This window comes from Mycobacterium sp. (assembly GCF_035314665.1).
Classification (GTDB): domain Bacteria; phylum Actinomycetota; class Actinomycetes; order Mycobacteriales; family Mycobacteriaceae; genus Mycobacterium.
Genome location: NZ_DATFZD010000433.1, coordinates 31,043 through 44,591 on the forward strand (window position 1 = coordinate 31,043; position 13,549 = coordinate 44,591).

The window sequence follows — 13,549 nt, forward strand, 5'->3', positions numbered from 1 at the left end:
GCTAGACCGGGCTTTCGTTGCAGAGCCGCTTCGGGATGGTCAGCGTCAGCGGCACCGGGCCGCTGCCGCGCCGACCATGCGAGTGATCCCCGGCGGGGCGAGGCTTGTCGCGCTCTTGCGCCAGCGCCGGCGTTCCGTAGCCCTGAACGCATTCCGGGTCAGGGCCGTCGATCGGCAGACCGGTGAAGAACTTCGCCGCCATGCATCCGCCCCGACAGCTGTCGTAATGCCCGCAGCTTCCGCAGGCGCCGGCCGACTGCGGCTCGCGCAGTTCCCGGAATAGCGGGGCGTTCTTCCAGACATTGTCAAACCCGCCGTCGGACAGGATGTTTCCGGCAAGGAAGCGATCATTGATGGCGAACGGGCAGGCATACACATCGCCGACCGGATCGATCAGGCACACCACCCGCCCGGCTCCGCACATGTTCAGACCGGACAGCGCCCCGGGTTCGCCGAGCCCCGACAGGTGGAAGAAGGAGTCGCCGGTCAACACCCGCTCACCCTTGGCGACCAGCCATTGGTAAAGCTGGACCTGCTGGTCTGCGGTTGGGTGTAGCTCATCCCAGACATCGGCGCCGCGGCCCGACGGGCGCAGCCGGGTGATGCGCAGTGTGGCGCCGTAACGGTCTGCCAGCGCGGCGAATTCGTCGAGCTGGCCGACATTGTGTCGGGTCACGACGACGGAGATCTTGGCGTCGGAGAATCCGGCGGCGGCGAGGTTCTCCAGGGCACGAATGGCCATCGCGTAGGACCCGCCACCCCGGATGGCGTCGTTGACCTCGGCGGTCGCGCCGTCCAGTGAAATCTGGACGTCGACGTAGTCGCTGGCGGCCAGCCGGGCGGCCACCTCCGGTGTGATCCGCACTCCGTTGGTGGAGAACTTCACGCCGACGTGGTGCGCGGTGGCATAGTCCACCAGCTCCCAAAAGTCGGGCCGCACAGTCGGTTCCCCACCACCGATGTTGACGTAGAACACCTGCATGCGTTCCAGCTCGTCGATGATGTCCTTGCAGGACTGGGTGGACAGTTCCCGCGGATCGCGTTTGCCCGACGACGACAGGCAGTGCACACACGCCAGATTGCATGCGTACGTCAGCTCCCAGGTCAGGCAGATCGGTGCGTCCAACCCGCGCTCGAACTGCTCGACCAGTCGTGGCACGACTGCTGTCATGCGCGCCGCTCCTCCTCATCGCTTCGCTCTGCATCGTCGTCGGCTGCTGTCATGCGCGCCGCTCCTCCTCATCGCTTCGCTCTGCATCGTCGCCGGCTGCTGTCATGCGCGCCGCTCCTCCTCATCGCTTCGCTCTGCATCGTCGTCGGCTGCTGTCATGCGCGCCGCTCCTCCTCATCGCTTCGCTCTGCATCGTCGTCGGCGCGTGTCACGCCCGCCTCCTTCGGTTCACTGCGCACCAGCATGTGCGAGCCGGCCAGCACGCCCAATGCATGTAAGTAGGGCCCCTGCCGGGTGTCCTCGATTCCCGCGGCGCGACAGGCCGCTCGAATGTCTGGGTGGTCGGCCAGGGACTGCACCACCGTAAGAATGGTGCGGTTCTTGAGGAATGACAGTTTGCGGGTGCCGAAGTGATACAACAACGCACCGAACGGCTCGGGTCGCACGGCCACCTGCGGGTGCAACCGCCATGCGCGTCCGGGATCAAACGCGCACTCGCCCGCCTTCGCGGGGGCACTCACGATCAGTAGACCCCGCACATCCCGTCGATAGATACCTCTTCCACCAACGACTCGGTGACGAGTTCGGTGTTGGATGTCGCCGGCAGGGCGGCTCCGGCGTCCCGCTCGGTCTGCTGGTTCGGCTCCATGACGTTGCCTTTCGTTATCGGGGTCTCGACAAGTCGCGTCGATCCGGTGAGAATCTTGGTCAGGATATGGCATCGAGTGCCGAAATGGAAGGGCGGGTCTCATGCTGGAGCAGGCGCGGGTCGGCCGGCGCCGTTCCACGACCCCGCAGCACATCACCGATGTCGCGCTGCGGCTGTTCGCCGACAGCGGCTTCGCCGAGGTCAGCGTCGACGACGTCGCACAGGCCGCGGGCATCGCGCGTCGCACCGTGTTTCGTTACTACGCCTCCAAGAACGCAATTCCTTGGGGAGACTTCGACGCTCACCTGCAGCACCTGGGCGAACTGCTGGACCATCTCGATCCGGGCATGCCGCTCGGGGCGGCGCTGCGCGCTGCGCTGTTGTCGTTCAACACCTTTGACGAGTCGGAAACCATCCGACATCGGCAGCGAATGCGGGTGATCCTGCAAACCGCTGAGCTGCAGGCATATTCGATGACGATGTACGCCGGCTGGCGCGAGGTGATCGCCGAGTTCGTCGCACGCCGATCGGGCAGTCGAACCACCGACCTGCTGCCCCAGACCGTCGCATGGATGCTGCTCGGCGTCGCCCTGAGCGCCTACGAGCACTGGCTGGACAACGAAACCGTGTCGTTGCCGCAGGCCCTCGGCGATGCGTTCGACGTCGTCCGCGCCGGACTCGACGAGCTGGACCGATGAGCCGCGCCGGCGACGATGCAGAGCGAAGCGATGAGGAGGAGCGGCGCATGAGCGAGGCCGGCGACGATGCAGAGCGAAGCGATGGGGAGGAGCGGCGCATGAGCCCCACCGGCGACAGCCGCCTGCTGCGGTCTCTTCAACTCCAGGGCCAGATCTGCGCCGGTATGGGCTCGCCGATGTACGGCGACGTGTTGGATCGGGTGACCGCCGACGTGGAAGCCGGTGGTGTCTTCGCCGCCATCCTGTCCGGGCACGAAGACGATTCCGGTCGGTTGGCGCTGCCGCTACGCCTGCTGGGTGGGCTGCACCGGCTGGCACTGGACGGCGGCGCCTCGAATTTGCGGCGCTGGTATCCGAGTACGGGCGGAGGGTGGGATGCCGACGCGGCTTGGCCCGACATCGTGCGCGCCGCCTCCGACCACGCCAACCAGCTGCGCGCCGCCCTCGATCAGCCACCGCAGACCAACGAAGTGGGCCGGGCCGCCGCGCTGATCGGTGGGCTGCTGATCCTCACCCACCGATTCGCCTTGCCGATAAGGCTTTTCGAAATCGGATGCAGTGCCGGACTAAACCTGCGCGCCGACTATTTCCGCCTTCACTATGCGGGCGGACAGTGGGGCCCGGCCGACTCACCGGTCACCATCGCCGACGCGTGGCGCGGCCAATTGCCTCCCGCCGCGGCCCTGCGAATCATCGAGCGTAGGGGCTACGACATCGCGCCGCTCGACGCGACCACCCGTGACGGAGAATTGACGCTGCTGAGCTACGTCTGGCCCGATCAGCCGGAACGGCTGGATCGGTTGCGTGGGGCGATCAGCATCGCCCGGCGCGTCCCGGCGCCTTTGCAGCGACGCAATGCCGTCGACGCGGTTGCCGGCCTGCGCGTCTCCGCCGGCGTGCTCACCGTGCTGTGGCATTCCATTATGTGGCAATACCTCTCGGCGGACGATCAGGCCGCCGTCCGCGCCGGGATCGACGCGCTCGGAGCGCAAGCGCGGACCGATGCACCGTTCGCCCATCTGACCCTGGAGCCGCAGCGACGAAATCCCGATGCACCGGTCGAGTTCGCAGTTCGCGCCCGATGCTGGCCGGGTGGTGACGACACCCTACTGGCCGTGTGTTCGCCCCACGGGCCGCCGGTGACCTGGGAATAGAGCGAACGCGATCATTGCACGCTGCCGCGTGCGGCGGCCAAGAACGGCTCGGCGATTGCCAGGAATCCCGCGGGGTCTGAGGAAAACGGGATGTGGCCCGTTGGCAATTCTTCCAGCCGCGATCCCGCGATCGCGGCAGCGGTGGCCCGGCCGAATCGCATCGGGATTGCGGTATCATTCGATCCCCAGACAACCAGGCATGGCGCCGTGATGCGGTCGGCGTGTGGCCGCAGATCGTATTCGGACCTGGCGAAACTGCGCCACAATGCGGCCGTAAGAGCGGCACCGTCCGGCGTCTTCGCTCGTGCCAGCACGCGTTCTTCAACGGCGTGGTCGTTGTCGCTCGTCGCCTTCATATAGCTACGCACAAAACGCGGCAGGACGCGTTTCATCACCGCGGGCATTCCAAGCGTTCGGCAGTACAGGTTGGCCACCGGGCCGGCGATGAATCCGCCGGAATTGACCAACACCAGCCGCGAAACCCGTTGCGGGTCAGTGATCGCCAGCCGTGCCGCGGCGAAGCCGCCGACGGAGTTGCCGACAAACGCGGCGGGTGGCAGGTCCAGTGTGGTTACGACGTCGGCAAGGACGTCGGCGAACAACGCCGCGGTGGGCGGATGACTCGGCGCCAGAGTCGGTGAGTCGCCGTGCCCCGGCCAGTCCAGTGCGATCACTCGGTGGTCGCGACAAAGGCTCGGCACGATCGCGTCGAAGTCGTGGCGATCATGCAGCGTCGCATGCAGCAACACCACCACGGGTCCGTCCCCGTCGTCGCTGTAGGCAACTTCTCCCATCCGGGTCTGGACCGTGTTGACCATCGTCATTCCTTTCATTGACCGACCGGTCGGTCGACCATATCATTGTCAACATTCCGATCTCAAGGAGTAACCGATGACTGTTCCTTCGCCCGACGCCCCGTTTGCCGAGAAGATGGCCTACTACAAGACCCAACACACCAGCCGTGGCGTGAAATTCACGCACATGGTCGGAACGCCGGTGATCGCGGCCGGAATCCCACTGCTGCTGGCCAAGCCGCGGGTGGGAGTGCCGATGTTTGTCGGCGGCTGGCTCTTGCAAATCGCCGGGCACCGCTTCTTCGAGCACAACCTGCCCTCGACGCACAAGGGCTGGATCACCTATCAGCTCACCGGGGTCATTCACATGTGCGAGCAGTACGGTGAGCTGCTCGCGCGCCGCAGTCAGCGCAAAGCCGCACGCAAGCCGGTGGTTAGAGTGCTCACATGACCTCGACGCCGTCCGCGGTGCCTACCAGGCCGACCGGCGGGCGCAAGGAGGCAATGGCCAGAACTCGAGAATCGCTCATCGACGCCGGCCTGCGGCTGGCCGAACGCACCGGGCTGGCCGGCTTGAGCGTCAATCTCATCGTCGGTGAAGCCGGGGTGGCGAAGGGCACGTTCTTTCACCACTTCGGCGACCGCGCCTCGTATCTGCTTGCGCTGCACCGTGAATTCCACGAACGGTTGGCCACCCAGTTGCAACCCGCGATCGCCGGCGTGCCGCCCGGGCGCCGTCGGCTGATCATTGGCGCAAACACGTACCTCGACGGTTGCTTACGCGACCGCGGTGTGCGCGCCCTGCTGCTGGAAGCGCGCGCCGAGCCGGCGGTTACCGACGAAATCAAACACCGCAACAAAGCAGCCGCAGAGCTGTTCCAACCCGACTTCGCCGCACTGAAACGCCCACACCCGTACGAAAGCGCGCAGTTGTGGGTCGGCATGCTCGCGGAAGCCGCGCTCATCGAACACCAAGCCGCGAAAGCACTCCCCGACATCCGCGAAGCGCTCGAGCGGTTCTTGAATTAACCCAGCACCTCGGAAATCGGTACCGCGGCAGCGATCTTGGCTCGCATCTTCATGACCTTGCCCGGCATACCGCCGCCGACAACACCGGCCACCGCGCCGTCACGCTCGTAATAAGCGAGGAATTTGCGACCGTCATCCTCGACGACGTGCACGGTGTCGGTGGCGATCGGCTCACCCAGGCACTGGATCTTCACGTCGTACTGATCGCTCCAGAAATACGGCAGGACGACGTTGGACGGCGCGTCCTGCCCGAGCATCGCGGGCACCACGACCCGCGCCTGTTCGGCAACGTTGCTCCAATGTTCAACTCGCACTTGATGTCCCGTCGAGTCGCGCCAAGAGGCCACGTCGCCGAGCGCCCACACGTTCGGTGCGCTGGTCCGTCCGGCCGCATCACAGATCACGCCGTTGTCGACCTCGACACCGCTGCCGTCGAGCCAGTCGGTCGCCGGCCGCGAGCCGATGCCGACCACCACCAGGTCGGTCATCAGCTCGGTGCCGTCGGTCAGCAGCACACTCTCGACATGATCGTGGCCACGGACCTCGGCCACCCCGACTTCGGTGCGCACATCGACACCTTCGGCGCGGTGCAGGCGCGCCACGAGGTCGCCGATCTGGGCACCGAGGACCGCGGCCAGCGGCGCGGGCTGCGGCTCCACGAGCACGACGTCGACCCCCAGGCCCCGCAGACTGGCCGCCACCTCACAGCCGATGAAACCCGCGCCGACCACAACCGCGTGCCGCGCAGAAGAAGCGTGTTTGCGCAACGCGAGACTTTCATCGAACGAGCGCAACACCCGGATGCCGTCCAGGTCGGGAAAGGCCGGAATGCGCCGCGGCACCAGGCCGGTCGCGATCACGAGTTCGTCATAGCCGAGCGTCGTTCCGTCGTCGAGAGTCACCGTCTGCGCCGCGGTGTCCAGGCGGGTGACCGCCGATCCGAGCCGCAACGTGATGTTCTGCTCGTCGTAGAACTCGCGCGGTTTGAGCGTCACGTCGTCGACTTCGCTGCGCAGCACCTCCTTGGACAACGGCGGGCGATCGTAGGGCAAGTGGACCTCGTCGCTGACGATGGCCAGTGAGCCGGCATAGCCCGCCTTGCGCAATTGCTCAGCGGTCCGGGTCGCGGCGAGCCCTCCGCCGACGATCAGTATTCCGTTGCCCGAGCTAGTGGTCATTGGGAGTTCATACACGATTGCGGCGGCGGATGGCCGCTCACCCCTCGGCCCGCGACCGGTCGATGAGATTGGTCAGCACGACGATACTTTCCGTGCGTTCAATGTCGGCGCTTGTCCGGATGCGCTCCAAAGCGTCTTCCAGATGCCGCATGTCGTGCGCCAACACACGCAGGATGGCGTCGGCGGTCCCGGTCGCCGTTGCGGCACTGACCACCTCGGGAATGTCTATCCAGGCCTGGCGCAGCTCGTCCGGCGAAATCCTGCCGTGGCAGTAAACCTGTACGTAGGCCTCGGTGTTCCAGCCCACCGCGCTGCGGTCGATGACCGTGGTGAAACCCCGGATCACCCCGTTGTCGAGCATCCGGTCGACGCGACGCTTGACCGCCGGTGCCGACAGATTCACCCGCTCACCGATCTCGGCGAACGTCGCCCGGGCATGCTGGGCCAGCACGGCGAGGATCTGCTCGTCGATGCCATCCAACCGGTCCATCGCGCCTCCCCACAACAGACTGCCGCAATACGGCATCTGGCGCAACAAAATAGGGCTGTATAAGCAACGGCCGGTGTTTGATTGCGCCAGATCCTTCCCATACCGTCGATTTATGACGATCTTTGCGGATGCTGCGGCGCGGGGCCCGGCGCGTAAGACCGTCACGGCGAACGAACGCACAGCGCGGATTCGGCACTACGCCATGACGCCTCCGCGGTTTTTCGCCGTCGACTATGCGATCAACCCGTGGATGGACACCGACACCCCGGTCGACACCGCCGTCGCCGTCGCGCAGTGGGAACACCTTCGCGACACCTACCGCCAACTGGGACACGTGGTCGACCTCGTCGCACCGGTTCCCGGCCTGCCCGACATGGTCTATGCCGCCAACGGCGGACTGATACTCAACGGCGCGGCGGTGGTGGCGCGATTCAAATACCCTCAGCGCCAACAGGAATCCCTCGCCTATACGGTCTGGATGAAGGGCCAGGGATACACTCCGGCGCAGACTCGCCACGTCAACGAGGGCCAGGGCGACCTGCTGCCGGTCGGCGAGATGATTCTGGCCGGGCACGGTTTTCGCACCGATCCGCGGGCGCACGCCGAGATCGCGGAGATCTTCCGTCGCCCTGTCGTCAGCCTGCAACTGGTCGATCCGCGCTTCTACCACCTCGACACCGCGCTCAGCGTGCTCGACAAGACCACCATCGCGTATTACCCGCCGGCATTTGCCGAATCCTCACGCGCACAACTGGAAACGCTGTTTCCCGACGCCATCGCGGTGGAGAGCGCCGACGCCTACGTTTTCGGCCTCAACGCGGTATCGGATGGTCGCCACGTGGTGCACCCGGCGGCCGCGGTGGGTTTCGCCGAGCAGTTGGCCCGAACCGGCTTCGAGCCGATCGGGGTAGAGATGTCCGAGCTGCTCAAGGGCGGCGGATCTGTCAAATGCTGCACACTGGAGGTGTATTCGTGACCCGCGCCGGCGACGATGCAGAGCGCAGCGATGAGGAGGAGTGGCGCCAATGACCCTGCCGGACACCGTGCCCGCCAGCCCCGGCGCGCTCACCGCATCGGCGATCACGCTCGACGAGCGCCACGCGGCACACAACTACTCGCCGCTACCAGTCGTTGCGGCCAGCGCTGAGGGTGCCTGGATCACCGATGTCGAAGGTCGCCGCTACCTGGATTGTCTGGCCGCGTATTCCGCCGTGAATTTCGGGCATCGCAACCCCGAAATCATCGCGACAGCGCATGCCCAGCTCGACCTGGTCACCCTGGTCAGCAGGGCATTTCACGCCGAACCGCTCGGACGGTTTTGCGCCGCACTTGCGGCGCTGTGCGACAAGGACATGGTGTTGCCGATGAACAGCGGCGCCGAAGCGGTCGAGAGCGCCATCAAGGTCGCACGCAAATGGGGCACCGACGTCAAGGGCGTTCCGGCCGGACACGCGAATATTGTCGTGGCCGACAACAACTTCCATGGTCGGACCATCAGCATCGTCAGCTTTTCGTCTGACCATTCGGCGCGCGCCGGATTCGGACCGTTCACGCCCGGCTTCCGTTCGGTCCCGTTCGGTGACGCCGACGCGCTGGCCAAAGCGATTGACCAGCACACCGTCGCGGTGCTGTTGGAGCCGATCCAGGGTGAGGCCGGCGTCATCGTGCCACCGGACGATTACTTGCCCGAGGTGCGACAAATCTGCCAGGCGTACAACGTGTTGATGATCGCCGATGAGATCCAGTCCGGCCTGGCCCGCACCGGTCGCACCTTCGCCTGCGACCACTGGGATGTGGTGCCCGACGTCTACCTGCTCGGCAAAGCGCTGGGCGGCGGAGTTGTGCCACTGTCGGCGGTGGTAGCCGATCGCGAAGTCCTGGGGGTGCTGCATCCCGGTGAGCACGGTTCGACGTTCGGCGGAAACCCTTTCGCGGCCGCGATCGGCGACGCCGTGGTCTCGATACTGGCACGCGGCGAATTCCAGGACCGCGCAGCGCACCTCGGCAGGCGCCTGCACTGGCGGCTGCGAACGTTGATCGGTGATGGCGTGGTTGCGGTGCGCGGCCGTGGGTTGTGGGCGGGCGTCGACATCGATCCGGCGCTCGGCACCGCTAAGCAGCTCAGCCTGCGACTGGCCACGCGAGGTGTGCTGGTCAAGGACACGCACGGATCAACGTTACGATTCGCTCCCCCGCTGGTGATCACCGCAGCGGAAATCGATTGGGCGGTCGACCGATTCGCCGATGCGCTGACCGAGATGGCGAGCTAATTCGATTCGATGCCAGCGTTATATCGGCCGCGTCTCGCCGTCGGAGGACCTCCCAGTCATCTGGAAGATAACCCGATGCGCCAGTTGGACAGCATGGTCGGCGAAGCGCTCGTAGTACCGACCCAGCAGCGTCACGTCGACGGCGGCGGCCACACCGTGCTTCCATTCGCGATCCATCATCAGGGTGAATAGGTGGCGATGCAGGTCATCCATCGCGTCGTCTTCTCTGCGGATGCGCGCGGCCTTTCTCGGGTCGCGCGACAACAGCACCTCTTGCGAGCTGTTACCTAATTTGACTGCGATCCTGCCCATTTCAGCGAAATACCCGTTGACCTCTTCGGGCAATGCATGCTGGGGATGACGCCAGCGGGTGATCTCGGCGACGTGTAGGGCCAGCGCGGCCATCCTGTCGATGTCGACCGTCATTCGGAGGGCGCTGACGATCGCCCGCAGGTCATTGGCAACCGGCGCTCGGAGAGGCGCCAGCAGCACAAACGCGTTCTCCTCGGCGACGGCGCTCATCGCGGCGATTTTGTCGTGGTCGCTGAGAACCTGTTCTGCCACTAACAGATCCGCCTGCAGCAGGGCCTCGGTTGCGTGTTCCATGGCAACTCCGGCCAGCCCACACATCTCGCCGAGGTGCTCGGTTAACCTCGCGAGTTCCGTATGATAGGCGGTTCGCATTCCACTCAAGATACGTTGTCAACCTTGACGATACAGTAAAGAGAGATGTGAAGTCGCATTGAACGGCCGCCTACGTTTGATCCCGACGGCTATTGGCACGAGCCTGAACTCACCCGCGTTGGACGAGATCCCGCGTGGAACTCTCGAAATTTCAGTACTTCAACACGCCTTTGTCGACGGGGATCTGCGCTCCCGTCAAGGTGCCGGAGCCGTCGCCGGCCAGGAACGCCACCACGTCGGAAACCTCTTCTGAGCTCATAAAACCATTGGGCTGCAGCAGCATTGGTCCGAAGCTGTGGATGTAGTGGGGATGCTTGCCGAAGATCTCCGTCATCAATTCAGGCTCGATCATCGGCGTACCGACCGAGTAGGGATGGATGGAATTGACCCGAATGCCGAACTCGCTCAGCTCGATTGCGAGCGTGTTGGTCAGCGCGACGAGGCCATGCTTGGACGCGGCATAGTGGCCGTTGCCCGGGGTGGCCTTCAGCCCGGCCGACGAGCTGACCACGACGATGGAGCCGCCGTTGCCGGCTTCGATCATCGCGGGGATCGCCGCGCGCAGGGTGCGAAACGTGCCCGTCAGGTTGACGTCGATGACGGTGTCCCACTGCTCGTCGGTCAACTCCCAGATCCGTCCCCAACTGAGTACGCCCGCGTTGGCGATCAGGATGTCGAGCCGGCCGAACTGCTCGACGCCGTCGCTCACCAGCTGCCGCACCGCGGCATCGTCGCGAATGTCGACCTCGCGCGCTAATACCTTGCGCCCTTCGGCTTCCACAGCCCGCACGGTCTCGGCGAGATCCTCCGGCGTGGCGGCCGGATAGCCGATGCTGTCGGACACCGGCGCGCAGATGTCGAGGGCGATGATGTCGGCACCCTCTCGAGCCAGCCGGACCGCATGCGCCCGGCCCTGACCGCGCGCGGCACCGGTAATCAACGCCACCCGCCCTTGCAATGCCCCGGATGCACCAGACACAACAGCCCCTTTCACCGACTGTCGATCAGGCTAGCAGCGAAACTGAAACGTGTTTCAGCCCGGCGACGATGCAGCCGGAACGGCTGAGGAGAAGCCGGGTAATTCAGCTTCGGCCCGGCGACGATGCAGAGCGAAGCGACGAGGAGGAGCCGGGCAGTCTAATCGCCTACCGGGTCGTGGCTACGGTCAGATGTCGGAGATGATCTGCGCCCGTTTGCTGGCGTATTCCTCGGCGCTCAACGCACCGGATTTGTGCAGCGTCTCCAACTCCTGCAGCCGCTGAGCAACGGACGCCTGCGGTGGCGCCACCCCCGCCGCCGCGGCTCCCACCCCGGCCGCGGCGGGTGCGGGCTGCTGCTGAGCGGCGGCGCGCCGCACCACGGCCATGATCTGTTGACGCACGGCCGGATAGTTGCGGATGTCGACCGTGCCGCTGAAAGGCAGGTTGTTGGCTTTGTAGATCTGCAGGATTTCCATCAGCGGGCCGGCCTGCCCGCTCAGATCGTAGGTCCTGTTGTCCTCGGTGCTCGTGAACTGCGCGGGAACCACGCCGCAGATCAATCCGCTTGCTTGCCAGTCGATCTCGAAGTCACGCGTGTTCGGGTCCACCCACACGACGAGCTTGCGCGCCGTCACGATGGCCTGTTTGGTGATGTCGACGGTAACCCGCTTGCGGCTGTCGAACTCGAACCCGGGTCCGCTGATGTGCAGGTCCAAATTGACGACCGGCCGCTCGTTGATGCGCATGCCGGTTTCACCCAGCCCGGTGATCTGGGCCATCGTCAGCACCCCGGTCTGGTGCAGAGCGGCGCTTTTGGCCGACGACTGGGCGCCGCGGTTGGCCAGCCACAACGCGACCACCACATCGGCGACCGTGATCAGCAGCCCGACCCACAGCAGCCACGAGGTGCTCTGCTGGACCATCGAGGTCGCATCGGTGCCAAAAGAACCCATCATGCTGGGCAGCACGAAGTACGTGATGAGAAAGATCGGGCCGACCAATCCTCCACACACCAGGACGACGATCTGGGCTCTGATATAGCGCGCTAGCATGGCATGCTCCTACGTCGGCCGAACCCGGACGATGATGCAGGTCAGCGTATCGCCGTGGAGCGGGAAATGTGCTGCTCTGGAGCGAATTGTCGGTTTGCTGTCACGACCAGGAAAGCGCCACTTCACGCAAAACGGCGCCCACCCCCTCGGGTGAGCGCCGCTTGCTGTCGAACTACTTGATGATCTTGGTAACCCGGCCGGCGCCGACGGTACGGCCACCCTCGCGGATGGCGAACCGCAGACCCTCGTCCATGGCGACGGGCTGGATCAGCTTCACCGAGATGTCGGTGTTGTCACCGGGCATCACCATCTCGGTACCCTCCGGCAGCGTCACCACACCGGTCACGTCGGTGGTGCGGAAGTAGAACTGCGGACGGTAGTTGTTGAAGAACGGCGTATGCCGGCCGCCTTCGTCCTTGGACAGGATGTAGACGCTGCCCTCGAACTCGGTGTGCGGCGTGGTGGTGCCGGGCTTGACCACGACCTGGCCGCGCTCGACGTCCTCACGCTTGATACCACGCAGCAGCAGCCCGACGTTGTCGCCTGCCTGGCCCTGGTCGAGCAGCTTGCGGAACATCTCCACACCGGTGACCGTGGTCTTGGCGCTGGTCGGCTTGATCCCGACGATCTCGACTTCCTCGTTCACATTGATCACGCCGCGCTCGACACGACCGGTTACCACGGTGCCGCGGCCGGTGATGGTGAAGACGTCCTCGACGGGCATCAGGAACGGCTTGTCGGTGTCGCGGACCGGGTCCGGGATCGACTCGTCGACAGCGTCCATGAGCTCCTCGACGGTCTTGACCCACTTCTCGTCACCCTCGAGCGCCTTGAGCGCCGATACCTTGATCACCGGGGCGTCCTCGTCGAACTCCTGGGCGGCCAGCAGCTCGCGGACCTCCAGCTCGACGAGCTCAAGCAGCTCTTCGTCGTCGACCATGTCGGCCTTGTTCAGCGCGACCAGGATGTAGGGCACGCCGACCTGGCGGGCGAGCAGCACGTGCTCGCGGGTCTGCGGCATCGGGCCGTCGGTGGCGGCGACCACCAGGATCGCGCCGTCCATCTGGGCGGCGCCGGTGATCATGTTCTTGATGTAGTCGGCGTGGCCCGGTGCGTCGACGTGCGCATAGTGACGCTTCTCGGTCTGGTACTCCACGTGGGAGATGTTGATGGTGATACCGCGCTGACGCTCCTCGGGCGCATTGTCGATCTGGTCGAATGCGCGCGACTCGTTCAACGTCGGGTACTTGTCGTGCAGAACCTTGGTGATAGCCGCGGTCAGTGTGGTCTTGCCGTGGTCAACGTGACCGATGGTCCCGATGTTGACGTGCGGCTTCGTCCGCTCGAACTTCGCCTTCGCCACTTCTGTGTCCTCCTGGACTTGTTGGTGCTTGTTAAAG

16 protein-coding genes are annotated in these 13,549 nt (G+C 65.1%); 6 read left to right on the top strand and 10 right to left on the bottom strand.

Annotation, left to right across the window (positions count from 1 at the left end):
* Position 1: 1 nt before the first annotated feature.
* The 3 genes from mftC to mftA all read right to left on the bottom strand — a co-directional run bounded on the left by mftC (position 2) and on the right by mftA (position 1,820).
* Positions 2-1,171, bottom strand: coding sequence for a mycofactocin radical SAM maturase (gene mftC / locus VKI00_RS31580; protein WP_324447101.1), 1,170 nt, complete (start codon positions 1,169-1,171; stop codon positions 2-4).
* A 155-nt stretch (positions 1,172-1,326) separates the two neighbouring features.
* A complete protein-coding gene (mftB, locus tag VKI00_RS31585) occupies positions 1,327-1,710 on the bottom strand; it encodes a mycofactocin biosynthesis chaperone MftB (RefSeq protein ID WP_324447103.1) in 384 nt (127 codons plus the stop codon).
* A complete protein-coding gene (gene mftA / locus VKI00_RS31590) occupies positions 1,695-1,820 on the bottom strand; it encodes a mycofactocin precursor MftA (RefSeq protein ID WP_324447105.1) in 126 nt (41 codons plus the stop codon). Before mftA ends, mftB begins: the two co-directional genes overlap by 16 nt.
* Before the next feature lie 101 nt (positions 1,821-1,921).
* Between mftA and mftR the strand changes: the two genes are divergently transcribed.
* Positions 1,922-2,518, top strand: a complete 597-nt coding sequence (mftR, locus tag VKI00_RS31595) for a mycofactocin system transcriptional regulator (protein ID WP_324447107.1) — start codon at positions 1,922-1,924, stop codon at positions 2,516-2,518.
* 98 nt (positions 2,519-2,616) lie between these two features.
* On the top strand, positions 2,617-3,672 hold the full coding sequence (locus VKI00_RS31600) for a DUF2332 domain-containing protein (protein ID WP_324447136.1): 1,056 nt from the start codon (positions 2,617-2,619) through the stop codon (positions 3,670-3,672).
* An 11-nt stretch (positions 3,673-3,683) separates the two neighbouring features.
* On the opposite strand, the gene VKI00_RS31605 is transcribed toward VKI00_RS31600, so the two are convergent.
* Positions 3,684-4,490, bottom strand: coding sequence for an alpha/beta hydrolase (locus VKI00_RS31605; RefSeq protein ID WP_324447109.1), 807 nt, complete (start codon positions 4,488-4,490; stop codon positions 3,684-3,686).
* Positions 4,491-4,563: 73 nt separating this feature from the next.
* Here VKI00_RS31605 and VKI00_RS31610 point away from each other — a divergent pair, with 73 nt between their 5' ends.
* Positions 4,564-4,917 (top strand): DUF962 domain-containing protein, encoded by a 354-nt coding sequence (locus VKI00_RS31610; RefSeq protein WP_324447111.1) that lies wholly within the window; start codon positions 4,564-4,566, stop codon positions 4,915-4,917.
* Entirely contained in the window at positions 4,914-5,495 is a 582-nt protein-coding gene (locus tag VKI00_RS31615; RefSeq protein ID WP_324447113.1) for a TetR/AcrR family transcriptional regulator, read from the top strand. The genes VKI00_RS31610 and VKI00_RS31615 overlap by 4 nt, the downstream gene beginning before the upstream one ends.
* Here the strand turns inward: VKI00_RS31615 and VKI00_RS31620 are convergent.
* Together VKI00_RS31620 and VKI00_RS31625 are read right to left on the bottom strand one after the other, a co-directional pair.
* Positions 5,492-6,673, bottom strand: a complete 1,182-nt coding sequence (locus VKI00_RS31620) for an NAD(P)/FAD-dependent oxidoreductase (RefSeq protein ID WP_324447115.1) — start codon at positions 6,671-6,673, stop codon at positions 5,492-5,494. The two genes, VKI00_RS31615 and VKI00_RS31620, sit on opposite strands and share 4 nt — an antisense overlap.
* Before the next feature lie 37 nt (positions 6,674-6,710).
* A complete protein-coding gene (locus tag VKI00_RS31625; RefSeq protein ID WP_324447116.1) occupies positions 6,711-7,163 on the bottom strand; it encodes an Lrp/AsnC family transcriptional regulator in 453 nt (150 codons plus the stop codon).
* 112 nt (positions 7,164-7,275) lie between these two features.
* On the opposite strand from VKI00_RS31625, the gene ddaH reads away from it, so the two are divergent.
* On the top strand, positions 7,276-8,139 hold the full coding sequence (gene ddaH / locus VKI00_RS31630) for a dimethylargininase (protein ID WP_324447118.1): 864 nt from the start codon (positions 7,276-7,278) through the stop codon (positions 8,137-8,139).
* 49 nt (positions 8,140-8,188) lie between these two features.
* Positions 8,189-9,433: an ornithine--oxo-acid transaminase gene (gene rocD / locus VKI00_RS31635; protein WP_324447121.1), complete on the top strand. Its 1,245-nt coding sequence runs from the start codon at positions 8,189-8,191 to the stop codon at positions 9,431-9,433.
* A gap of 18 nt (positions 9,434-9,451) precedes the next feature.
* Here the strand turns inward: rocD and phoU are convergent, their stop codons facing one another.
* The 4 genes from phoU to tuf all read right to left on the bottom strand — a co-directional run bounded on the left by phoU (position 9,452) and on the right by tuf (position 13,512).
* Positions 9,452-10,117, bottom strand: coding sequence for a phosphate signaling complex protein PhoU (phoU, locus tag VKI00_RS31640; RefSeq protein WP_324447123.1), 666 nt, complete (start codon positions 10,115-10,117; stop codon positions 9,452-9,454).
* 151 nt (positions 10,118-10,268) lie between these two features.
* A complete protein-coding gene (locus tag VKI00_RS31645; RefSeq protein ID WP_324447125.1) occupies positions 10,269-11,096 on the bottom strand; it encodes a mycofactocin-coupled SDR family oxidoreductase in 828 nt (275 codons plus the stop codon).
* Between the two features lie 186 nt (positions 11,097-11,282).
* Positions 11,283-12,149 carry an SHOCT domain-containing protein gene (locus VKI00_RS31650; RefSeq protein WP_324447127.1) on the bottom strand — a complete coding sequence of 289 codons (867 nt, stop codon included), beginning with the start codon at positions 12,147-12,149 and terminating at the stop codon, positions 11,283-11,285.
* A 172-nt stretch (positions 12,150-12,321) separates the two neighbouring features.
* Positions 12,322-13,512: an elongation factor Tu gene (gene tuf, locus VKI00_RS31655; RefSeq protein ID WP_324447138.1), complete on the bottom strand. Its 1,191-nt coding sequence runs from the start codon at positions 13,510-13,512 to the stop codon at positions 12,322-12,324.
* Positions 13,513-13,549 lie beyond the last annotated feature (37 nt).